Annotated in this window: 16 protein-coding genes; 2 read left to right on the top strand and 14 right to left on the bottom strand. The window is 54.9% G+C overall.

All coding sequences use genetic code 11. From position 1 onward, the window contains the following. Positions 1-7 precede the first annotated feature (7 nt). From ACMHXI_RS16075 to ACMHXI_RS16020, 12 genes are all read right to left on the bottom strand, one after another. Positions 8-1033 carry an efflux RND transporter periplasmic adaptor subunit gene (locus ACMHXI_RS16075; RefSeq protein WP_335922322.1) on the bottom strand — a complete coding sequence of 342 codons (1026 nt, stop codon included), beginning with the start codon at positions 1031-1033 and terminating at the stop codon, positions 8-10. Positions 1034-1258: 225 nt separating this feature from the next. After that, the gene (locus ACMHXI_RS16070; RefSeq protein ID WP_028780787.1) at positions 1259-1975 is read right to left on the bottom strand and encodes an SIMPL domain-containing protein; all 717 of its coding nucleotides are present in this window, start codon (positions 1973-1975) and stop codon (positions 1259-1261) included. A 220-nt stretch (positions 1976-2195) separates the two neighbouring features. Further along, positions 2196-3539 carry an OmpP1/FadL family transporter gene (locus tag ACMHXI_RS16065; RefSeq protein ID WP_107005401.1) on the bottom strand — a complete coding sequence of 448 codons (1344 nt, stop codon included), beginning with the start codon at positions 3537-3539 and terminating at the stop codon, positions 2196-2198. 362 nt (positions 3540-3901) lie between these two features. Then, positions 3902-5353 carry a sodium/proline symporter PutP gene (gene putP / locus ACMHXI_RS16060; RefSeq protein WP_156019409.1) on the bottom strand — a complete coding sequence of 484 codons (1452 nt, stop codon included), beginning with the start codon at positions 5351-5353 and terminating at the stop codon, positions 3902-3904. Positions 5354-5501: 148 nt separating this feature from the next. Continuing rightward, the gene (locus tag ACMHXI_RS16055; protein WP_093983403.1) at positions 5502-6206 is read right to left on the bottom strand and encodes a DUF3379 domain-containing protein; all 705 of its coding nucleotides are present in this window, start codon (positions 6204-6206) and stop codon (positions 5502-5504) included. Then, on the bottom strand, positions 6199-6762 hold the full coding sequence (locus ACMHXI_RS16050) for a sigma-70 family RNA polymerase sigma factor (protein ID WP_025011133.1): 564 nt from the start codon (positions 6760-6762) through the stop codon (positions 6199-6201). Before ACMHXI_RS16050 ends, ACMHXI_RS16055 begins: the two co-directional genes overlap by 8 nt. Positions 6763-7060: 298 nt before the next feature. Beyond that, entirely contained in the window at positions 7061-8680 is a 1620-nt protein-coding gene (locus tag ACMHXI_RS16045) for a BatD family protein (RefSeq protein WP_208159940.1), read from the bottom strand. Beyond that, positions 8674-10746: a VWA domain-containing protein gene (locus ACMHXI_RS16040; protein ID WP_413735470.1), complete on the bottom strand. Its 2073-nt coding sequence runs from the start codon at positions 10744-10746 to the stop codon at positions 8674-8676. Before ACMHXI_RS16040 ends, ACMHXI_RS16045 begins: the two co-directional genes overlap by 7 nt. Then, positions 10743-11732, bottom strand: coding sequence for a vWA domain-containing protein (locus tag ACMHXI_RS16035; protein WP_025887175.1), 990 nt, complete (start codon positions 11730-11732; stop codon positions 10743-10745). The genes ACMHXI_RS16040 and ACMHXI_RS16035 overlap by 4 nt, the downstream gene beginning before the upstream one ends. Further along, positions 11726-12229 (bottom strand): DUF4381 domain-containing protein, encoded by a 504-nt coding sequence (locus ACMHXI_RS16030; RefSeq protein WP_025011132.1) that lies wholly within the window; start codon positions 12227-12229, stop codon positions 11726-11728. Before ACMHXI_RS16030 ends, ACMHXI_RS16035 begins: the two co-directional genes overlap by 7 nt. Continuing rightward, positions 12226-13170, bottom strand: coding sequence for a DUF58 domain-containing protein (locus ACMHXI_RS16025; RefSeq protein WP_144128719.1), 945 nt, complete (start codon positions 13168-13170; stop codon positions 12226-12228). The genes ACMHXI_RS16030 and ACMHXI_RS16025 overlap by 4 nt, the downstream gene beginning before the upstream one ends. Beyond that, on the bottom strand, positions 13170-14126 hold the full coding sequence (locus ACMHXI_RS16020; RefSeq protein WP_208184852.1) for an AAA family ATPase: 957 nt from the start codon (positions 14124-14126) through the stop codon (positions 13170-13172). Before ACMHXI_RS16020 ends, ACMHXI_RS16025 begins: the two co-directional genes overlap by 1 nt. A 243-nt stretch (positions 14127-14369) precedes the next feature. Here ACMHXI_RS16020 and fadI point away from each other — a divergent pair, with 243 nt between their 5' ends. Together fadI and fadJ are read left to right on the top strand one after the other, a co-directional pair. After that, positions 14370-15680, top strand: coding sequence for an acetyl-CoA C-acyltransferase FadI (gene fadI, locus ACMHXI_RS16015; RefSeq protein ID WP_045282694.1), 1311 nt, complete (start codon positions 14370-14372; stop codon positions 15678-15680). Between the two features lie 6 nt (positions 15681-15686). Beyond that, positions 15687-17825 carry a fatty acid oxidation complex subunit alpha FadJ gene (gene fadJ, locus ACMHXI_RS16010; RefSeq protein ID WP_096142675.1) on the top strand — a complete coding sequence of 713 codons (2139 nt, stop codon included), beginning with the start codon at positions 15687-15689 and terminating at the stop codon, positions 17823-17825. A gap of 488 nt (positions 17826-18313) precedes the next feature. Here the strand turns inward: fadJ and ACMHXI_RS16005 are convergent, their stop codons facing one another. Together ACMHXI_RS16005 and ACMHXI_RS16000 are read right to left on the bottom strand one after the other, a co-directional pair. Beyond that, positions 18314-19942 carry a methyl-accepting chemotaxis protein gene (locus ACMHXI_RS16005; RefSeq protein ID WP_413735466.1) on the bottom strand — a complete coding sequence of 543 codons (1629 nt, stop codon included), beginning with the start codon at positions 19940-19942 and terminating at the stop codon, positions 18314-18316. A 344-nt stretch (positions 19943-20286) separates the two neighbouring features. Next, positions 20287-22380: a hypothetical protein gene (locus ACMHXI_RS16000; protein ID WP_413735464.1), complete on the bottom strand. Its 2094-nt coding sequence runs from the start codon at positions 22378-22380 to the stop codon at positions 20287-20289. Between the last annotated feature and the right edge of the window lie 233 nt (positions 22381-22613).

The following is a 22613-nucleotide window of genomic DNA, read 5'->3' as shown; positions in this document are numbered from 1 at the left end:
GTTCCCCTTACTTGGCCTGGCGCTGCTTGAGCAGCAACTGATAGGCGTTGGCGGCGACTATGTCTCCGGCTTCGAGTCCTGCCAGTATGGTCACGCCATCGTCACGCACATCACCCAGACGTACCTGTTGCAGGACAAAGTTGTCGCCGCGCTTGAGGTAGACGGCCGACAGCTCATTGACGCTGTAAAGTGCTTCTTTGGGCAGTACTATCTCCTGGCGCTTGTCTATGGTAAAGCGCACCTTAACGAAACTGCCGGGCAGCAGATCGCCTGTGTTGGCCGGCAGTGGCAGTCTCACCTGAAAGGCGCGGCTCTGCTCATCACTGAAACCAAAGACCTTGGGGGTAGTGACGTCAAAACTGCGGCCATCGGCTAGGATAACCGTCATCTTTTCTGTGGCTTTGGCGGCCTGAAGAAAACGCTGCGGCAGCTGCATCACCACCCGCATCTCATCGTCGGCAAAACCGGACAGGAGCGGTTGACCGGGAGCGACTGTTTCTCCCTCTTCCACATGCCTGGCCGTGACTATGCCAGCATATGGCGCGCTGACGACTGTGTATTTCAGTGATTCCTTTGCCTGAATGATCCTCGCTTTGGCGGCGCTGGCCGCTTGGGAGGCTGACTTGGCATTGGCTATGGCCTGATCCATTTGGCCGCGGGAAATCGCGCCCTTGGGAAACAGTTCCTGATAGCGCTTGAGCGTCAGTTGCGCTTCGGTATCCAAGGCTCTGGCTCTGGCGTATTCCGCCTCGGCCGCCGCCAGGGACGCGCCTTGCTCTTCACTGGTGATCTCAAGCAGCGCCGCCCCGGCGGGGACTCGGTCGTTGACATCAAAGTAAAGCTTGAGGATCCGTCCCGAGGTTTGGGCCGACACGGTTGCGGCCTTGACCGCCTCGAGCCTGCCATCCAGGGTCAGCAATTGGGAGTGCTCTGTCTGGCGGACAGTCACTGTGGCCGGCTCGGCTGCCTTAACGGGTTGAATGAGCAGCAGCGCGGGCAGTAACAGGGTCAATACTGGCGTTATTCTGGGCATGGAACTGTTCTCAAAAAAACATCTATGAGAAAATTCTAATGAATAAGGTGGTCGCCTGCAACTATTATTAGAAAAATATGATTAAATAAGAGGTGGCTTGAGTAACTGACTAAACCTTGAATACCCAGGCCAGAATATACACAGCCAAAATACAGATACGAAAACAGGCGGCCTTGGCCACCTGTTTATATTGAAAAATCCGTTTCAGGTTTGCGCTTCAAAAGTTCAGTCGTTGAGATAGTAGGTGAGGGTAGAGACGATTCGCACCTTCTTGATGTAAGGCGTATTACTGTCGCGATCGGAAATGGTGAAGGTGCCCTGGCTGGCTTGTTTGATCTTCCCAAGTACCGAGTCTGAATCTTTGGCAAACTTCTCGGCCACTTCACGGGCATTTTGGGTAGCCTCCTGCACCATGGCCGGCTTGATACTGTTGAGTTCGGTAAACAGGAATTCGGTGCGACTGTCATAGTCCTGACTGGCGATGGCTATACCTTCTTTGGCCAGGGCCAGCAGCTTGTTACGGCTCTCAAGCAGCAGATCCACCTGGTGAGTATAAAGCGACACTGTTACCCGGGCGGCATAGCGATACTTAACATTGGGATCGACATAACCCTGGGCTTGCCTGTCTTCGATGGAAGGCAGAGAGACAGAGATTTCATCCTTGTTGAAACCTTGCTGTTCAAGAAAGGCCGTCACTTTATCTGTCTTTTGTTGCACCGTCTGATACAAGGTGTTGAGATCATTATCCACCTCATTGAAGCGAATCGGCCAGATGGCGACGTTGGCCTTGACCTCGCGCTCAGCCAGACCTTTGACCGCCACGGTTCGCTCCATACCTTTCATTGCCAGCAGGCTGTTTCCAATACTGGTGCCAAGCAGCAGTAAACCGGCGCAAATAAAACCCCCAAGCAACAGGGCCGCCAGAGAATAATTTTTACTCATTTCGAAATCCTTTTGTGACATAGGGAAGATATGAAGTACGCCTTATATCCGGCCCAGTAAGCCAGCCGAAGCAGCGCAATTTACATCTTCCATAAGATAACCAAGCCTTGGCGAGAATGCATCTGTAAGCTTGAATACTGCCTGAATAACTTGCTGTTAATCAACAAAAAGGCCGCCCAGAAGGGCGGCCTTGTCAGCTTAAACTCGTTGGAGCCTTGGCTCAGAATTGGTAGCTGTACTGTACTGAGTAGTACACAGCGTTGGAGCGGGTACCGGCAGTGATATAGTTACCGCCGATTGGCTCGAGTGGCGCCAATACGGCACTCTCTTCCAGTACAGTGACATCCTGGCCACGAACAAAGGCAACGCCCATGTCGATGGCAGAGTTGGGGCTCAGCTGGTAGCTGGCACCTGCGGTATACCAGTTACGATCCGAATCCGGGATGGAGATGGAGCTCAGGCTATCCACTACGCCTTTGTCGTGCATGAAACCGGCGCGAACCGTCCACTTGTCGGACACTTGATAGGTGGCTCCTACGCTGAACAGCCAGGAGTCATCCCACTTGTAGTGCTTCAGCGCTGAATCTGGCACTGCTACGGCGCCGCCAATGCTGCCGTCTTTCACTGTGATCTGGTCAAAGTCACCCCAGGTAGACAGCTGCGCTGTGTAGTGCAGGGCAAACTTTTCGGTGATTTGATGGAAACCGGCAATCTGGAAGATGTCTGGCAGTGGAATGGTTATCTTGTCAAATTCAACCATGGCACCAGCCTGAGTGCTGAATGTGCTGATATCACCTTCGGCATCAAACTCAGGACTGATTCGGTAGCTCACGCCCCAGCGGTTGTTCTTGTCCAGCTCAAATACCGCACCAACAATACCACCGATAGCCCAGCCATCGGCGTCAACATTCACCAGATCCGTATGTACCAACTCGCCATTGGGACCCAGCGGCAGGTTGCCGTTACGGGTCAGTTTGCCCTGGCCGTAAATTATGTCCAGGCCGGCACCCAGACTCAGGTACTCGTTGACTCGGTAGGAAAGGCTACCGTTGAGGTTGATGGTGGTGACTTCTGTGTTACCCAGGAGGTCCACAGGCGCAACCATCTTGGGTGGCAACCCCGGCGCAGAAGGCAGATCTATCATGTTGTTGGCCAGTGCACTGGTATCTGTACCTGTACCGAAGTTACTGAAAGCAGCAACCCCGAAGGCCCATTTGTCACTCAATGGTTGGATATAGTAGAAGTTGGGGATCACCTTGGCATCGGCGGCATCGTGCTCGCTGCCATAGCTGCTGCCCATACCGTTGGCCAGCTTGATGTCTTTAACATCAACATCGATATCGGCGTAGGTCAGGCCCATGGACAGCGCCTTGCTGTCAAACAGTGCCATGGCGGCCGGGTTACGGGATAACACGGATGCGTTATCTGCAATCACGGCATCACCGGCAAAGGCGCGGCCGATACCTGTGGCTGATTGGCTGTTGAGCTGGAAACCGGCTGCCAGGGTCTGGCCACTGACCAGCGCTACTGAAACCGCGATAAGAGTCTTGTTGAAATACTTCATTATTATCTTCTCTTTTATGTTTGCAGGTTGGCTGTCAGTCTCTAATACCCCACAGACACCCGCTTATTCGTCCAGTGCATCTTATGGACGCCCCATAGCGCCAACAACTCCGACCAGATGTGAAGTTTTGTAATATTTTGGTTAATTTCTGCGAATGTGCTGCGAACGTGCGATGAACTTCAAAATGCAGGCCGAGCCGGAAAAGCAGCAATAGCTGAATAGTGGCTGATTGAAGATGACAAGCCCGTGTGTTGCTAAGCTGTAAAATCGGGTGAAACAATAAATTACAAACTGGCGGTGCGTTTGGCGTACAAGTGTACGCCAAACGCCAGGGCGGGCAATTGAAAGCTGAATTTACGAGCTTAGAGGCTCTGTTCGAAGCGACTGAATTGTGTCTTTGTAGCCTCGGATGGCGGCGACAAACGGCTCACTACAACCCCGGCCAGGGTGGCCAGAATGAATCCAGGCAATATTTCATAGAGGGCGAAGATACCGCTTTCCAATTGTTTCCAGATGATTACTGTCAAGCCGCCAACTAGGATGGTGGCAATGGCGCCGTTGCGGCTGTAGCCACGCCAAAACAGCGACAGGATCACCACAGGGCCGAAGGCGGCACCGAAACCGGCCCAGGCATAGCTCACCAGACCCAGTACGCTTGCTTCCCGATCCAGGGCAACAACCACTGAGATAATGGCAATGGCCAACACGCCGGTACGACCGACCAACATCAGTTCCTTGCTTGAAGCCTCGGGCCTGAGCCACTTACGGTAGAAATCTTCGGTGATCACGCTGGAACACACCAGCAATTGCGAGTCTATGGTGCTCATGATGGCCGACAAGATAGCGGCGATAAGCAGACCACCAATCCAGGGGTTAAAGGCGACCTGAGTCAGATGGATAAACACAGTTTCCGGATTCTTGAGCGGCTCGTCGGCAAAATAGAGCGCGCCGGCAATGCCGGTCGCCAGGGCGCCGATCAGGGAGATAAACATCCAGCTCATGGCGATGCGGCGCGAAACCGGCAGATCCTTGACACTGTTAATCGCCATAAAGCGCGACAGAATATGGGGCTGTCCAAAGTAACCCAGCCCCCAGGCCAGAGCCGACAGCAGACCTATCAAGGTCAGCTTATCGCTCCATAACGACAGCATAGCCGGGTCCAGGGCATCCAGGCTCTTGTGACTCTCTGGATGGGTAAACATGCTGACCGGGACTATCAACAGGGCTATCAACATCAAGCAACCCTGGAAGAAGTCTGTCCAGCTGACGGCAAAAAAACCGCCGACAAAGGTATAGGCCACTATCACCGCGGAACCTATCAGCAGCGCCGTCAGGTACTCGAGTCCAAAGACATTGCTGAACAGCACCGCGCCGCCCACCATGCCGGAGGAGGCGTAGAAGGTGAAAAACAGTAATATGGTGACGGCGGAAACCAGTTTCAGGAGGCCACCCTCGTCGTTGAAACGCTTCTCAAAAAAGTCCGGCAGCGTGAGAGCATTGTCAGCCATCTGGGTATAGATCCGCAGGCGTTTGGCCACCAAAAGCCAGTTAAGCCAGGCGCCCAGTAACAGACCTATTCCCATCCAGGCTTCGCCCAGACCGCCGAGATAGACGGCGCCGGGCAAACCCAGCAGCAGCCAACCGGACATGTCGGAAGCGCCAACACTGAGAGCGGTTACGGCCGGGCCCATCTTGCGACCGCCGAGAATATAGTCATCGACCGAATCGGTCGCCTTGTAGGCCCAAAGACCTATCCCCATCATCAGAGCCAAATAGCCCAGAAAAGTTATCATTACCGGGGTTTCAATATGCATGCTGGTTTACACTTTTGTGTTGTTGTTTGGCGCGGATACTAGCAAAAGTTTGCCAAAGCGCCCAATGTTGACAGGTTATGTGAGGCAGATCTGACCAGTCCCGGCGAGTGTTCGCCGGGAGATTTGGCAAGCAAAGAACTGCGATACCTTAGATAAAGCTCTGTTTTATTTCTTCTTTAACAGCGTCTAGGTCCTGAGGATATTCGGCTACCAACACCAGGTAAGCTGAGTCGGTTTTTATCGCCTCTCCCCGGTATTCGCTGTCGGCAAAGGCCTCGGCCAGCATCACCCTGTGCTCAGGGGGCACAATAAACACTGTTACCTTGCCTTGTTCACCGGCCAATACCAGGTGAATACTCTCAATTCCCTGAAAATCGCAGAAGGTGCTGTAAAACACCCGTCCCGGTTGGCTGTTGAATCTGGCACTGCCCAACCCCTTGAGCGATGCGAGCTTGGCATTGACCGCCTGATAAGAGATATCGGCATCACTGGTCATGGCAATGGTTTCATGGCGGACATGGGCGAGGGCGTGTTGTCCTAAATCCACTGGCCCTTGGCGCCAGAGACTGAAACTGACTCCGGCAACAAAAGCGACGGAGGCCGCCATCGCCAGCATCCAGCCGGTGCGTCTGCGTTGGGCGTGATGCACGGCCAACTGCTGTTTCAGCAGCAGTTTTTCGCTCAGATCTTCGGCCACAGGAATTCTGAGCGCCTGACTTATTTTGCCATCGAGTGCCTTGAGTTCGGCGACAAACGCCTGATTGTCCTCGCTCTGGCTGAGGGCCTCGAGAAACTCGGGATCCTGATTATTGGGGTCGCCATAGGCCTGGCGGCGAAACTTCAGCTCATCCATTGGATTGACCTCTGACCTTGGAGTGTTCCAGTGCTTCTTTTAACTGATTCCTGGCCCGAAACAAGCGGGTCATGACAGTATTTCGGTTTAGATCCAGCAATTGGGCAATTTCATCGCCACTGAATCCGGCTATCAGCTGTAATAACAAAGGCTCCCGATACTCGGGTTCCAATTGGGCGATTTGACGCCTGAGCAGATAGTGTTCGGCATGATCTTCCTGGCTCTGGGAACCGGGATCCTGCCAATGCTCTTCGCCGATATCGGCATAATCAAACTGTTTACGCTCAAAGCGGCGGGCATTTTCCCGCCGTAAAATCGTGATTAACCAAGCCTTGGCCGCCTTGTCATCTTTCAAGGAATCCAGCGAGCGCCAAGCCCGGAGAAAAGTTTCCTGGGTGATATCTTCGGCCACATGACGGTCGCCGCAAAGCCAGAAGGCGTAGCGGTAAATATCGGTATGCAGCGCCCGGACCAGGCTATCGTAACGTCTTTGTTTATTCAGCATGTCAGAAATGACCGCGTCATCAGACTTTTTCTTTCGCCAGCTATCGAACATTTTCCATGCTTGTTTTATTTTTGTTGCCGCTAAGCTTAATGGCCTTGGGGGCATTCTGGCAAATACCATGAGTGTAAAATTGGTTGCAAGCCTGATTTAGCCTGGATTTCAGCACGCTTGGCGGTAAAAATGATGGCCGAAATATCGGGATAAGGGTAAACACACTGTTGAAAAGGAAGGGAAACAGTTGGTTGAAAAAGTCTGCTGTTAAAGGCCTGAGAGGGGAAATGGTAACGGCGGGCTATACCCAGACGGGCACTCAGCCATAGCGAATAGACGCTATGGCTGAAGCAGTCGATTAAGGGTTTAGCGGCGCCAGCACTGAGGCCGCATCGGCGGCGTTGGAGTACTGACTCTTGAAGCGCTCAAAGGCCTGCAGCAGCGCCGGGAGATGCTGACCGGGATCGCCGCTTTGTCTGCCATAGCGGCTGGCCTGAATCTTGGCGACCACGGCGGCCAACTCAGGGGCCAGTTTAGGCAGTTCATCGAGTGTGACGCTATGGCCTTTGATATCACTGAGTTCCTGCTGCAACGCCTTGAACACCTGGCTCAAGTCCCCTTGCTGACAAGCCTGGCTCAATCCCGGCTGGGTTTGGCTTGTTTGAGCTTGCAACACTGTTGCCGGAGCGGTCGGAGCTTGCTGCCTGCGCGCCTTTAGCCACAACACACAGGTGGCCAGCCACAGCGACGCAAACAGGGCCGTCAACCAAGGCCAGAAACCTGCGCTGCTGCCGGGCTCCTGAGCAGGTTGGTTGATGGTTGGTTGTGGCATATCGGCGGCGGGGGCCACCTGGATAGTACGCGCCGGTAGCAGGGCGAACTCCTGCTGTTTCAAATGCGGATTCCACCAAGGCACCTTGATCTCCGGCAGGGTATAGCTCCCCGGCTTCGAGGGCACTATGGCAATGGTCTGGGTCAGTTGCGATACCAGTTGGTTGTCGCGAACGAAGGTCTTGCGCTGCGCCTTTTCCGGATAGCTCTTGAGATTGTCCGGCAAGCTCAGTTTAAGCTCCGGTAGGCTGGTTTCATCGGCATTGGATGCCAGCAGTGTCAGGTTTCGGGTAATAGGGCGACCCACTTCAAAAGTCTGCTTGTCGTCCCATTCCTCTTTGAGCATCACCAGATCCGATATCAGCCAGTCGCCGTGATATTCGGCCGGGATGGGCTTGATGCTGACCAGCATGCTGTCACTCTGGGCCTGCATGGGGCGACTTTCCTGAAAGGCGAACATGCCCCGTCTTGGGGTATCGACCAGCACATCGCCAGAGAAGTTGGCACCGGAAATCGCCAGCTCGCCGGGTTCATCGGCTATGATGCCGTAGCTGCGCTCTATCACCCGAAAACGGCGGCCGTTGACGATTTCACTGCTTTCTTTATCCTCGCCGAGCTGTTTTATCTGGGCTCCGCTGATAGAGGGGGCCGACAACACCCCACGCTGCAGCTCAACGGCCAGAAAGAGTTTTACCTTGTAGGTGAGTAGTTGGCCGACATAGGCCTCCTTGGCCGAGATACTGGTACGCAGGAACAGGTTTTTTTGCGCCTCGGGGCGACTACCTGCCGGCATCACCTTCAATTCGATGGCATCGCTGCTGATGCCATCGATACTCAGGGCCGGAATAGTGACCTGGCCGGTGGTTTTTGGGGCCAGCATCACTTGCCAGCGGGTTTCCTTGCGGGCATCAAAATTGATGATCTGGGTACTGCGACTGACGCTGGTGCGGCCGACGATAAAGTCTTTCAATAGGGCCGAGGTGTCCAGTGCCTGGGCTTCGAGTTCATCATCTGCCACCACGGACAGCATAAAGTACTCGCTCTCGGTCACGGGATTGCGATCGACCGAGGCTTGAAGCTGTGTCAGTGCCAGTGCCTTGAGCGGCAGTAGGCACAGAAGCAATAGAGGAATAAGTCTAGTTACCACTGTTCATTGTCCTTGGGTGTCTCGCCGCGCTGGCGGCGTTTTTGATACTCGAGTTGCATCTTGTTGCGCAGCAAAGTGGCCGGGTCATCCACCAATGCCTTCAGCGCCCGCTCCATTTCAGGGGGCAGGGGCTCGGTGTCCTCGAGTGACGAGGCGGCAACTTGTGCATTAGGCTGCTCATCGCTTTGCTCATCGTTTGGCCCTTCTTGTTGCTCGGCAAGGCTCGCCGAGTTGGCCTTGTCGGCATCAATCTCTGAACCATCCTGCTTAGCTGCACCGTTTTGACTTGCAGCTGCGCTTGACTCATTTTGCGGCTCTTGCTCTTGTGGCAATGAAGCCTGCATCTCAGGCTCAGAGCCTGCGCCAGTGTTATCCTCGGCATTTTGCGGGTTCTGATCGCCTTTGGCGTCCTTCTCGGCGTCCTTCTCAGTGGCATTGTCAGCATCATTTTGCTGCGAGTAGGTAGTGGAAGGCTCGCTATTCTCTTTGTTAGCGTCTTTATCTGAGCCCTGGTGCGAGTCCTTGCTTGAGCCCTGGTCGGCTTGGCTGTCTTGACCTTGCTCTTTGTCCTGGTTTTGGCCCTGGCTGTTGTCACCCTGGGCGCTGTCCTGACTGCCCTGACTCTGATCCTTGCCGGACTGAGAATTCTGTTGTTGATCCTGCTGGCTTTGATCCTCTTGCTTATCCTGGCTCTGTTGATCTTGTTGCTGCTCTCGCTGCTTTAGCAAGGACTCCGCCAACGCCTTATTGTCAATGGCATCCTGCATATCGGGCACTAGTGTCAGGGCGTCACTGTAGCGCTTGATGGCTTCTTCATATTGGCCAAGCTGCATCAGGGCATTGCCTTGGTTGTATAAGCCTGTGGCACTGTCATCTTGCTCGAAGGCTTGCAGCGCGCCTTGATAATCGCCGCCGCGGTAGCGGGCGCTGCCTTGCCAGGCCGGGTCAACAAACTTGTCGGCGGCAGTGGCAAAATCCTCTTGCTTGAATGCCTGCATTCCCTGCTGATCTCGGGTTTGCCAAAGGTCATCCCAGCCGCTTGCCTGGCTAGGTGGGCTGACAAGCAGGCCAAGACTCAAGGGCAGCAACAGCACCGGTAGGCCGCTGCGAAAGCTCAAGAGCAGTGGCAACAACAGCAAGAGCGCCAGATAGGGGCCAAGGTCGACCCAGGTATCGCCGGCAAGATCTGTTTCTGTGGCATCCGAGCTGGTGGCGAGCCACTGCTGCAGCGTTTGCAGATCCTTGCCATCGTTGCTGTAGGGCACCAAAATGCCGTTCCCGGCACTTGCCAGCTCGCTGAGCAGACCAAAATCGGTGGCCGGTGCTACCACTTCATTTCGGCTGTCCTTGAGCAGTTGCCCATCCGGCAGCCTTATCGGTGCACCCTGGGATGAACCTATCGCCAGAATGCCCAAGCGGTAGTGACTGCCCTCAATCGCCTGTTTGGCTGCATTGAGCTGACGGCTACCGACGCCATCTGTCATCAAGATGATATCGCCCTGCAGGTGGCCGCCCTGACTGAGCAGCTCCTTGGCTTTCTCCAGCGCTGCGGCCAAATTGGAGCCGCGCACTGGCATGATGGCCGGGCTCAGGGTTGGCAACAGATTGAGCAGGGTGTTGCGATCCCGGGTCAAGGGGCTGATGACAAAGGCGTCACCCGCGTAGGCCAGCAGGGCGGTTTCCCCTTCATTGAGTTGCTCCAGCAGATCCGTGGCGCGGAACCTGGCCTGGGTCAAACGGTTGGCGGCGGCGTCTGTGGCATACATGGATAAAGACATATCCATCACCAGCACCCGTCCTGTGCTGCTGGCAAATACCGGCAGGGGTTTCTTGTAAAGCGCCGGGCCGCTTAAGGCCAGTACTGCCACTAACCAGGCCAGACCAAGCCAGGGCAGGCGGTTTCGGCGGCTTTTGCTGCCTTGGGTCAACAGCAGTGACGCCAGATGCGGCGCAATATAACGATCCCAGTCAGATTGGCCCGCTTGACGGCGACTTTGCAGCACTAACAGCAATGCCAGAGGCACTAAGGCCCACAGCCATTCGGGACGGATAAAGTGCAAACTCATGATTTCCTCCCCCAACGCCCTGGCCAGACGCTGAGCAACAGGCTTTGCAGCTGCAATAGTGCGCTTAGCGCCAGCGCCAGTCCCAGCGGCCAGTAAAACAGCTCGGATTGCGGCCGGTAACTGAGGGCGTCACGGCTGACGGGCTCCAGCTTGTCGATTTCCTGATAGATCTGTTCCAGTTCTTCGGTATTCCGGGCACGGAAATAGCGCCCCTTGGTGGCATCGCTTATCCGTTGCAGCTGGGCTTCATCCAGATCCATCGAGGGGTTGACCCGTTCACGGCCAAACAGGGTGCGACGCTCCATCACATCGGCGCCCACACCTATGGTGTAGATGGTGATGCCGCGCTTGGCGGCAATAGCGGCGGCCTGATCCGGCACTATGCTGCCGGCATTGTTGGAGCCGTCGGTCAAAAGCACCAACACCCGGTTGCTGTCTTTCACCTTATCGAAGCGTTTTACCGCCAGGGCAATGGCATCGCCAATGGCGGTCTGTTTGCCCACCAGGCCGATTTGGGCTTCCTTGAGATACTGAGCCACAGAGCGTCTGTCCTGAGTCAGTGGAGCCTGCAGATAGGCGGCATCGGCAAACAATATCAGGCCGATACGATCGCCGGCGCGGCGCTCGATAAAGTCGCTGACCACTTTCTGGATCAGGGTGAATCTGTCTACCGCTTTGCCATCGAGCACCATGTCTTCAATCTGCATACTGCCGGAGAGATCCACCGCCAGCATCAGATCCCGCCCTTCGGTGGGCAGCTCTATGGGATCGCCAAGCCACTGTGGCCGGGCGATGGCCAGCAGCAACAGGCACCACAGCAGCCAGAGACTCAAGGGCGCTCTGCGTTTGCTTTGTTGCTGCTCGCGGGCATGGGCATCGACGCCGGGCAGTTGCAGTTGGCCGCCGCTGTTGACGGCGGGGCGATAGGCTAGCAGCAGCGGCAAGGGAATAAGCAGCAGTAACCAGGGCCAATAGAGGGTCAGCATCTTGGCTTGCCTCCCTTGGCAAAGTGTTTGGGCGCGCGCTTGAGCCAGCAAACACAAAGCGCCCGCAACTCGGTGGGGGCAGCGCTCGGTTGGCTGCGGTATTGATTTTCGAGCAAAGAGGCGAAGCGACCGCGCTGCTCGGCTGGCAGTGCGTTATCCAGATACTCGGCCCAGGATTTACCGCTGAGTCCGGCCACCTGGGTGCGCTCACCATAGCTGATGGCGGTGCGTTTCAACAATGCGCTCATCTTGGATAGCAGCTCCGGGTCCTGGTCCTGCAGCTGTGTCAGTTCAGTCATGGCGGCTTGAGCCACCGCCTTGTGAGCCTTGGTTGCCTGCAGGCGCCGATAGCCAAAGAATGCCGCGGCGCCAAGCAGTAACAAGGCCAGCAGCATCAGCAGCCAAATACCGGGAGCCGGAGGCCAAAAGGGCACCTCGGCCGGCAGTTGAATATCCTTGAGCGCACTCAGCGCCGGATTGGCTTGATTGGGATTCATCTTAACAGTGTCAATTGTTGATTGAGGCGCCGGCCGGCATCCAGAGTGCGAACCGGGACCTTGAGTTGTTGCATCAGGGTATCAAACTGCGCCAGGTTGGCGCGCTGACGACCGAGCCAGGCATCATAACCGCTGCGATCCAGGATCAGGCTGCGGCCAGACTCCCGTACCGGCAGGGCAAACTGCCGCGGCAGCTCGAGTGTGCCTTGGCGCATGGGATCTGTTACCACAAAGGCCGCCAGCTCGCAGTGGCGTTTGAGTTCCGACAGCGCCTGCTGACATTCGCTGCCAAATCCGTTGCCGTCTGTGATTATCCAGATAAGGGAGCCGGGTTTGGCCAGTCGTGCCAGACGCTGACAGGCCTGGAGCATTAATGCCTGACCATCTTCATGGGGGCTGTCCAGCGCTTCGAGCTGCGACTTGTGTACCGCCACCAGCGCCGATATCAGTGCCAGGATCCCCTGGTTGCGTGCTCTTGGCTTAAGCTCTCTGTGGGCGCTATCGCCCACCACCAGCGCGCCGAGGCGGTCGCCCTGCATGATGGCATTCCAGCCCAAGGTCGCTGCCAGATGCGCCGCCTGTACCGACTGCAATAGCAGCTGGGAGCCGAAATAGAGGCTGTGCTTCATATCCACCAACAGCAGAATAGGGCGCTCACGCTCCTCGACAAACAGCTTGGTATGCGCCTTGCCGGTGCGGGCTGTGACCCGCCAATCTATGGTACGGACATCATCGCCCTGTTGATAGTGACGCACTTCGGCAAATTCCATGCCGCGGCCTTTGACCAGGCTGGCTCTGTGACCGGCCATGGCCGCGCGGGCTTTTCCCTGCCTGTCACCCAGAGCACGGGCGATATTCTGGCAGGCAAGCAGCTCGGCCTCACACAGGTGGAGGCCGTCGGCAAACAGTGGCAGTGAAGAGTCTGTTGTTGCGGCTTTCATCAGGGAACGGCCACCTGATTGAGCACATGGTCAATCACCTGATCGCGGCTGACCCCTTCGGCCTGCGCCTGATAACTCAGCAGCAAACGGTGGCGCAGTACATTGGGCACCACGGCTTGAATATCTTCAGGGGAGACAAAGTCACGTTCATATAACCAGGCGCGGGCGCGGGCACAGCGCTCGATGGATTGGGTCGCCCGCGGGCTGACACCGTATTCCAGCCACTTGGCAAGCTGGTCGCTGTAGCGCTGAGGCTGACGGGTCGCCATCACCAAGTCGACAATATAACGCTCCAGCGGTTCGGCCAGATACAGCTCCAGCGCTTGCTCCCGGGCGAGGAACACTTCCTGCTGGCCTATGGGAGTGACTTTCTCCATGCCGTGGGTCTTGGCTTCGCTGTGGGACAAACGCAGGATCTCAAGTTCAGTGTCTGCCTCCGGGTAATCCAGGTTCAGGTGCATCAGGAAGCGGTCAAGCTGGGCTTCCGGCAACGGGTAGGTGCCCTCGTTTTCCAGCGGGTTTTGGGTCGCCATCACTAAAAACAGCGGCGGTAACTTGTAGGAGTGCTTGCCCACCGTCACCTGGCCTTCGGCCATGGCTTCCAAAAGGGCTGACTGCACCTTGGCCGGGGCGCGGTTGATTTCATCCGCCAGAATAAGGTTGTGAAATATCGGTCCGGCTTCAAATTCAAAGGTCGCGGTTTGGGCGCGATAGATGTCGGTGCCGGTCAAATCGGCCGGCAGCAGGTCCGGGGTAAACTGAATGCGGTGAAAGTCGCCCTCAATGCCATCACACAGCGCTTTAACGGCCCGTGTCTTGGCTAGCCCCGGTGGTCCTTCCACTAACAGGTGGCCATCGGCTATCAGAGCGATAAGCAGGTTTTCGGTCAAAATTGGCTGACCTATGATCACTTGATCCAGATAGGTCCGCAGTGCATGAAATCGACTCAAAGGCATGATGCTACTCGTTTTATTTTAAGGCCCAACTATAGACAGCGGTTATGGTAAAGAATTCCCTGCGCCCTTGGCTAGTGTTAAAAAAACAAACAGGTGTTTAAAACCGGCCAACAAGAAGTTAGAATCAGATCACATTTTTAATGGTCAGACCTGTTTAGGGCAGTACGGGTCTCTTATGGAAAAACAATAAAGCGCAGCGTCAAGGCCAGTTTTCGGCGTGCGCCACTGTAAAGAGGGTGACAAATGAGTGACAGACAACAGGTAACCAATGCCAGGGGCGAGCGGATTGCCATAGTGGCTGGTCTGCGTACCCCGTTCGCCAAACAGGCGACGGCGTTTCACGGCGTGTCGGCGCTGGATATGGGCAAGATGGTGGTCAATGAGCTGCTCAGTCGCAGTGAATTGGACCCCAAGCTGATTGAGCAGCTTGTCTACGGCCAGGTCGTACAGATGCCGGCAGCGCCCAATATTGCCCGTGAAATTGTCCTGGGTACCGGCATGAATTTGCACACAGATGCCTACAGTGTTACCCGTGCCTGTGCCACCAGTTTTCAGTCCACTGTCAATATTGCCGAGTCGATCATGACGGGCAATATCGAAATAGGCATAGCCGGGGGCTCGGACTCCTCCTCTGTGCTGCCTATCGGGGTGTCCCGCAAGTTGGCCCATGCCTTGGTCGATCTCAATAAGGCCCGTACCCTGGGACAGAAGTGGAACATAGTTCGCCGTCTGGGGTTTAAAGATCTCTTGCCTGTGCCGCCTGCTGTGGCCGAATATTCCACCGGCCTGTCCATGGGGCAAACCGCCGAGCAGATGGCCAAGAGCCACGGCATCAGCCGTGCCGATCAGGACGCGCTGGCCCACCGCTCTCATACTCTGGCGAGCCAGAGCTGGAATGAAGGCAAGCTCAAGGATGAAGTCATGGTGGCCCATGTGCCGCCCTACAAGAGTTTTATCGAGCGTGACAACAATATCCGCGACAACTCGTCCCTTGAGTCTTACGCCAAACTCAGACCCGTATTCGACCGCAAGCACGGCAGTGTCACCGCCGCCAACAGTACCCCGTTGACCGATGGCGCCTCGGCGGTGATCCTGATGAGTGAAGGCCGAGCCAAGGCACTGGGTTACACCCCCATTGGCTATATCAAGAGCTACGCCTTCAGCGCCATAGATGTCTGGGAAGACATGCTGATGGGGCCATCCTACGCCACGCCACTGGCGCTGAAACGCGCCGGTATGCAGCTCGAAGATCTGACCCTGATAGAGATGCATGAAGCCTTTGCCGCCCAGACTTTGGCCAATATGAAGATGTTTGCCTCGAAGAAGTTTGCCGAGGAAAAACTCGGTCAGAGCCGCGCCATTGGTGAAATCGATATGAGCAAGTTCAACGTGCTCGGCGGCTCGCTGGCCTATGGCCATCCGTTTGCGGCCACGGGTACTCGCTTGATAACTCAAGTGTGTAATGAACTGAAACGCCGCGGTGGCGGTACGGGGCTGACAACCGCCTGTGCGGCCGGTGGTCTGGGTGTGGCAATGATAGTGGAAGTGGAGTAATTGCAGATGGAAAACAGCAACAAGAGTTTTAGCCTCAGCCGCCGCGACGACGGCATTGCCATTCTTTCCATGGATGTACCCGGCGAAAGCATGAATACCCTCAAGGCCGAATTCGGCCCTGAGATCAGCGCCTTGCTGAGCGAAATCAAAGCGGACAGCAGTATCAAGGGCTTGGTGATCATTTCAGGCAAGCCTGACTCCTTCGTGGCCGGCGCCGATATCTCCATGCTCGATGCCTGTCAAAGCGCCGCCGATGCCCGCGAGCTGTCGAGCTCAGGGCATAAGGTGTTTGCCGAACTGGAAGGGCTGAAGATCCCCGTGGTTGCAGCCATTCACGGCGCCTGTCTCGGTGGCGGCCTCGAGCTGGCACTGGCTTGCCATCTGCGGGTGTGCAGTGACGACAAGAAAACCATGTTGGGGGTGCCGGAAGTTCAGCTCGGTCTGCTGCCGGGCGGTGGTGGTACCCAGCGTCTGCCACGCCTGGTGGGGATCACCACAGCGCTGGATATGATGCTTACCGGTAAACAGGTTCGCCCCAAGCAGGCGCTGAAGATGGGGCTGGTGGACGATGTGGTGCCCAAGTCGATTTTGCTGGAGGCGGCGGTTGAACTGGCATTGGCCGGCAAAGCCAAGCGCGGTAAAGGCAAAAATAATAAGCCTATGATGAACAAGCTGCTCGAAAGCAACGGCTTTGGGCAGAAAATAATCTTTGATCAGGCCCGTAAACAGGTTGCCAGAAAAACCCAGGGTAACTATCCGGCGCCGGACAAGATCATCGACTGTGTGCGAGTAGGGATGAGCCAGGGGCTAGAGGCAGGTTTGGCCACAGAGGCGCGCCATTTCGGCGAGCTGGTGATGACGCCCGAGTCGGCGGCGCTGCGCTCCATCTTCTTTGCCACCACAGAAATGAAAAAGGAAACCGGCGCCGAAGGTGCTGAGCCCAGTCCGGTTCACAAGGCCGTAGTGCTCGGCGGTGGCCTGATGGGCGGCGGTATCGCCTCAGTGACCACCACCAAGGCCAAAATTCCGGTGCGGGTCAAGGATATCAGTGAGCAGGGACTCAGCAATGCGCTGGGCTATGCCTATAAGTTGCTGGATAAGGGCGTCAAGCGTCGGCATATGACCCCAGCGGTGCGCGATAAGCAGATGGCCTTGATGACGACGACTACAGATTATGTCGGGGTCAAGGATGCCGACATAGTGGTCGAGGCGGTATTTGAGGATCTCAACCTCAAGCATCAAATGGTGCGGGATATCGAACGCGAATGCGGTGAACACACTATTTTTGCGTCCAACACCTCGTCTCTGCCCATAGGTCAGATTGCCGAAGCCGCCGCCAGGCCGGAAAACGTCATCGGCTTGCATTACTTCTCGCCGGTAGAGAAGATGCCGCTGGTGGAAGTGATTGCTCACGACAAGACCTCCCCCCAGACGATAGCCACCACAGTGGCCTTTGCCCGCAAACAGGGCAAGACGCCGATAGTGGTGAAAGACGGCGCCGGTTTCTATGTGAATCGTATTTTGGCGCTCTATATGAATGAAGCGGCGCAGCTGCTGCTCGAGGGCAACAGTGTCGAGAGCCTGGATAAGGCGCTGGTGAAGTTTGGCTTCCCGGTAGGCCCTATCACTCTGCTCGATGAAGTGGGTATTGATGTGGGCGCCAAGATTTCGCCGATACTCGAAAAAGAGTTGGGTGAGCGTTTCGCTGCCCCCTCTGCCTTCGATAAGCTGCTCGCCGATGACCGCAAGGGGCGCAAGAACGGCAAGGGCTTCTATCTCTACGGTCCCAAAGCCGGCAAGAAGAAGGAAGTGGACAAGAGCGTTTATCAGGTGCTGGGGATAGCGCCGGGTGTTGGCGCCGAAAATGCCAACCTGGCAGAGCGCTGTGTGGTGCAGATGCTCAATGAAGCGGTGCGGTGTCTGGAAGAGGGCATCATAGCCTCTGCCCGCGATGGTGATATTGGCGCCATCTTCGGCATTGGCTTCCCGCCTTTCCTCGGTGGGCCTTTCCACTATATAGACACCATGGGCGCCGATCAGTTGCTGGCCAAGCTGGAGCGCTTCCAGAGCCGCTTCGGCGACAGATTCGCCCCGAGTGAATTGCTCAAGACCATGGCCGCAGAAGGACGACGCTTCTTCGACTGACGCTGATTGGAATGGCTGTTCTTCGAATCGCCTTTGAGTAACAGTGCTTTGAGTTACAGCGCTTCGAATAACAGTGCTGCTTTACTGTAAAAGCGGCCTCAGGCCGCAACCCTCCAACCACGCCCCGGTAAGGCAGTAAATCACCGGGGCGTTTTTTTATAGAAGCTTGGGACGTCCCGCTCTTGGCAACCAAGGTGGCAAAGCTCAGGGAAGAGCGAGGAGCCAATCCAATATCAGTCGGTCGCTATGCTTATCAATGAGCAGAATGCTGATGTCAAACTGACATTAGATACAGGGCGATGCCGCGTTTAATGATCTGAAAGCCTGTCCACTGGATAAGTCAGCCTTGGCAGAGGTTTTCTAGCCTTGATAAAGGCAAACTGACCACACTCTTTATCCAGTCAGCTTATCGGCTGTTTCCATGGTGAGCCGGCTTCTGTGGCTTGGCGGGATTCGCCGTAAGCCACAGAAACCGGGTTAATGTTGACTCAGAGCTTGAATACTTCCATCCTGGCTTTGAGGCTATGGGTTAAGTTGCTGATCTCCTGGCACGCTATGGCCGTTTGCGATGCCCCTTCGGCCATTTCGGTCGACACGTTATTGATATGGTCGACACTGCGGTTCAACTCTTCCGATACCGCATTTTGCTCACTGCAGGCGGTAGCAATTTGAGTACTCATTTGGGCGATGTTTTCCACCGAGTGCTCTATTTCGGTTATTTGGTTTCCGGCTTCGTTAACCTGCTCTACGCATTGGGTGATACCCGTCTGACATTCTTGGCTGGAAAGACCGATTTTGCTGCTGTTTTCCTGCAGTTGATTAACGATGTCGACAATTTGCGAGGTTGAATCCTGGGTGCGCTGCGCCAAAGAGCGCACTTCGTCCGCGACCACGGCAAATCCACGTCCTTGCTCACCGGCTCTGGCCGCTTCTATGGCGGCATTCAGTGCCAGGAGGTTGGTTTGCTCCGCGATGCCGCGAATAACGTCGACTACCATATTGATGTTGTTTGAGCTTGATTCCAGCTCCCTTGCCAATAGATCGGATTGCTGAATGCTCTTGGACACTTGCTCGATAACCGCCACTGTGCGTTGCAGGGTAGCAGTGCCTTGTTTAGCGACTTCGGTTGCCGAATAGGCCGACGTTGCTCCGGCCTCGGTGTTTTGAGCCACTTCGGCGACTGCTGCCTGCATTTGGGTCATGGCCGATGCGACAGAGCTGAGCTCTGATTGCTGGTTTTGCATACTCGAGGCATTTTGCGCCGAAATGGCACTGACTTCCTCCACCGCTGCGGTCAGTTGGATGGTGGAGTCGCTGATCTCAGACACCAGAGAGTGGAGGTTGGCCTGCATGGTGACCAACTCTTTCAGTAGTGTTCCCAGCTCATCTTTGGTCAGGGCCTGCTCATCTATGGCGTTATTCAGTTGTCCCTTGGCTATCTTGGCGGCGAATTTCAGGGCCCTGTCTATGGGGCGGCAAATTGCCCGCGAGAGCAAGGTAGAGGAGAGGGCTATCACCATTATGATGATGAGCGCACCTATGGCGGCACCGTACTGGGTCAATGAGGCTTCATGCTGAACGTCATCACTGATTTTATTGATTAATTCATCATTGAGCCCCAAGGTATTGTCGAGACTCGTCAAGGCGCGGGAATAGGTATCAAAGCTGGAGAGGATCACCTGATTGGCGGTTGCCGCATCCCCTTTTTTCAATAGTTCATTATAGGAACGGGTTTCCTGAATGTATTGATTCCAGGTGTCTTTAAAGGCTTTAAAAGCGTTCTGCTCTTGCCTGCTCAGATCCAAAGCTTCGTAGGCGACTATGCCCGCCTGAACGTCGGCTCTCAGTTTATCCAGCCCTTGCAGCCATTCACCTATTTGCGGGTTATCTATATTGGGAAGCAGTGAAAACTCATCTTTTCGAACCTTGGTGATATCGACTTGGATACCTTTCAATATGGCCACCGAAGGCAGGCTCTTGTCGGTCAGCACCTTGATATTTTGGTTCAATGCCGACAGGCTCAGTACCAATAATATGGCTACAGCAGCAAATACCACAAAGACGACCAGGTAACTCGTCCATATTTTTTTAACGACACTTAAGTCTCTAATATTCATTTACTTCCCCATCAAGGATTGGCTATTAGACAAATGTACAATAACTATAGCCTGATTCCGGGGGACTCCCACCTGTTATAAACAGTTTGCCATTCCGTTTGAAGATTGTGACTTTTCCAACGTTTGTGGGTGATGCCAAGTGAGTGCTAAAGCCAAAGCCAGGCGGGAGTTGTGTTTTTGCCAAGGGGAATAAATATGCGGCGTTACATGCTACGAGCCACTTAAGAAAGGTAGAGCGTGTTTACTTGAGACAAAAAAAGCCGGTCAGCATCTTGCCCACCGGCTTGGTAGAGTTCACGGCATCAGAGCCTATTCAGTCAAGGCGCCGATTCTATTTAGCGGTATCACTCGTTATTGCCTGTCCCTGTCCATTGGATATTGGCTTTAATCTCTTCCACCAGACCGGCATCCTCTTCGGTAACATGACCTATAACACTGTAGATCTTGCCGACAACAGGCTGCTCGATATCGAATTGCGCCTGGCAGTATTCGATACCATTTTCTTCACCGGGGAACAGATAGGCTGGAATGCGATATTCCATACCTTGGTAGCTGAGGTTGAGGTTGTAAAACTCTCTTACCTCATCACAGCTGAAGTCGGTGTTGGGCACATCGAAGTAGAGCCCCACCTTGGCGCCGCCATTATCCGCCGCAGTCATCTGCATGGTCAGGTGACCGAGCTGATAGCTTGCTTCTTTGGCCGCCGGAAGTTCAGCGGTAAACATACGACCTTGGGCATCGTCATCAGACTCAATATCCAGACGTTTTTCTACATCATCGGCGTTGGCAAACAGAGTGTAGCGACCGCCCCACATTTGGGCGACTTTGGCTCCTTTACCCACTCCTGCTATGGCGTCGGTCAACGTGATGGTTTCCTGATGTTCAACACCTTCATCATCGCCGTACTCCAGCACCATTTGGCCTAGTTCATTGATGATATAAGTGGAAACTTCCACGGTTGCAGTAGCGGAGCATTCGCTGAGGTTGTCTTGAGTGCGGACATTACGCAGCACAGAGCCGTTTTTGAACTCCAGAGTGTCGCACCATACTTGCATCACACCGTCGTCGTTCTCGTCGGCAGAACCCCATTCTGTAGTGAACCAGGTTTTGCCTTCCAGCGGATGTTTGGGCTCTGGTTCGACACCGTTATCGGCAACCTTGACTTTAAGATCGACTCTCACAGGCGCATGTTTGCCGTCATTGACTGTCACAGTGATCACAAAGTCGCCGGCAACCAGAGGCTTGCCGGACAAACGCAATGAGTCACCTTGCTCAATTTTCAGGGCGATACCTTGCATATCTGTCATGGCGCTGAAGGTCAGTTGATCTTTATCCTGATCGCCAAACAGCTCATCCAGGTCAATCACCTGATCGATTTGATTGCCCACTGTCAGCGCCATGCGTGCCAGTTCAGCTTCCAGTTCGGCTTTTTCAGCCGGGTTGATGACAGGAGCATGGTTGATACTGCTGACTTCAATCTCAATTTCCAGTGGGTAAGAGCGGGCGCCCTTACTGTCGGTGGCGTAAGCGTGCAGGTCAATTTCACCGGCTACCTTAGGTGTGCCGCTGAGTACGCCTGTTTTGGCATCGAATGCCAGGCCCAGGGTTTCCAGTGCTATGTTGCCATCTTCCTCCATCAGGCTCAGAGTGAAGCTGTCGTTGTCCTTGTCGGCAAAAGCGGCTGACAAATCTACGGCAGTCATCGGCTGACCCAGTTCCACTTCAATTTGGGTCAGCTTGTCCAGCTCGGCCTGGTTCAAGGCAATATGAGGCCTGTGATTGGATTCTACACCGCCTTCTGGGGTGATCACCGGCTCGTAGTCGTCGAGTTTGTCACCGGCTTCCACCTTGGCAGCCACATCTTCAACCAAGAGTTGCAGATGCGCTTCAGCCAGGCCCTGATGGCTAACCAGCGTCTCGCCGACAATGTTCAGCGCTTGAGCGACCTTGTTGGCACTACTCTTGGCCAGATAGTCACCAAACAGCAGCTCTGGTTCGGCTTTAAGTTCAGCAAATTGAGCCGACACAGCTTGTTCGGCATCCGCCTTGGATACACCTTGGTTGGCGTCCATATGCTTGACAACCAAGTCGGTCAGCGGGCTGATCACCTGGCTGTTGGCATCTTTGCTTGCCGGGGCCTTGAGCTCAAAGGTTTTTTTCACCAAGCCGCGGCTTTCATCCATGGTTTTGTCGGCAATGGCCTTAACACACAGTGTTTGTCCCTGATATTGGCCATCGATCCGGGCAATACCGCCTTTGCCGGTTGTCGCCACTTTGGTTTGGCAGTTTTCGCCGGCATAAACGTCGGCATTCACCAGATAACCATCAATGGCTGTGACCGAAAATGATTTGGCTGTGGGGTTGTCATTGTTGTCGCTGCCGCCGCAACCGGCCAGTGCCAGTGCAATTGACGCTGCAAGCAAAGTCGTCTTCTTCATTCTCTATCCCAAAATAATTAGAGCGCCTTGATGACGCCCATCCACCTTTTTAGATACAAAAGTTCCATTTAAAGGGATGCAGATGATAACTTTGATAAACAAAAGATAAATTGATTGGGTTCACATAAAATTCCTGATTAAAAACAGTGTGATAGGTTTAATTTTGAGCTGTGGTTTAATTTTGGACACATATTGGCGTCATAATCGCCAAAAGTGCCGCTATCTGAGTTTTT

Origin of the sequence: Shewanella sp. BJSY2023SW005, from assembly GCF_047314585.1 — a bacterium.
Taxonomy (GTDB): Bacteria; Pseudomonadota; Gammaproteobacteria; order Enterobacterales; family Shewanellaceae; genus Shewanella; species Shewanella algae.
Note: the sequence above shows the minus strand (reverse complement) of the source record. Positions and strands in the feature narration are given on the sequence as shown.

Coding starts and splice junctions, on each gene's coding strand:
- ACMHXI_RS16000 (WP_413735464.1), bottom strand. CDS start 22,380: ATGAAGAAGACGACTTTGCTTGCAGCGTCAATTGCACTGGCACTGGCC.
- ACMHXI_RS16070 (WP_028780787.1), bottom strand. CDS start 1,975: ATGAGTAAAAATTATTCTCTGGCGGCCCTGTTGCTTGGGGGTTTTATT.
- ACMHXI_RS16040 (WP_413735470.1), bottom strand. CDS start 10,746: ATGAGTTTGCACTTTATCCGTCCCGAATGGCTGTGGGCCTTAGTGCCT.
- ACMHXI_RS16065 (WP_107005401.1), bottom strand. CDS start 3,539: ATGAAGTATTTCAACAAGACTCTTATCGCGGTTTCAGTAGCGCTGGTC.
- fadI (WP_045282694.1), top strand. CDS start 14,370: ATGAGTGACAGACAACAGGTAACCAATGCCAGGGGCGAGCGGATTGCC.
- ACMHXI_RS16005 (WP_413735466.1), bottom strand. CDS start 19,942: ATGAATATTAGAGACTTAAGTGTCGTTAAAAAAATATGGACGAGTTAC.
- ACMHXI_RS16075 (WP_335922322.1), bottom strand. CDS start 1,033: ATGCCCAGAATAACGCCAGTATTGACCCTGTTACTGCCCGCGCTGCTG.
- ACMHXI_RS16050 (WP_025011133.1), bottom strand. CDS start 6,762: ATGTTCGATAGCTGGCGAAAGAAAAAGTCTGATGACGCGGTCATTTCT.
- ACMHXI_RS16055 (WP_093983403.1), bottom strand. CDS start 6,206: ATGGATGAGCTGAAGTTTCGCCGCCAGGCCTATGGCGACCCCAATAAT.
- fadJ (WP_096142675.1), top strand. CDS start 15,687: ATGGAAAACAGCAACAAGAGTTTTAGCCTCAGCCGCCGCGACGACGGC.
- ACMHXI_RS16030 (WP_025011132.1), bottom strand. CDS start 12,229: ATGAATCCCAATCAAGCCAATCCGGCGCTGAGTGCGCTCAAGGATATT.
- ACMHXI_RS16035 (WP_025887175.1), bottom strand. CDS start 11,732: ATGCTGACCCTCTATTGGCCCTGGTTACTGCTGCTTATTCCCTTGCCG.
- ACMHXI_RS16025 (WP_144128719.1), bottom strand. CDS start 13,170: ATGAAAGCCGCAACAACAGACTCTTCACTGCCACTGTTTGCCGACGGC.
- ACMHXI_RS16020 (WP_208184852.1), bottom strand. CDS start 14,126: ATGCCTTTGAGTCGATTTCATGCACTGCGGACCTATCTGGATCAAGTG.
- putP (WP_156019409.1), bottom strand. CDS start 5,353: ATGCATATTGAAACCCCGGTAATGATAACTTTTCTGGGCTATTTGGCT.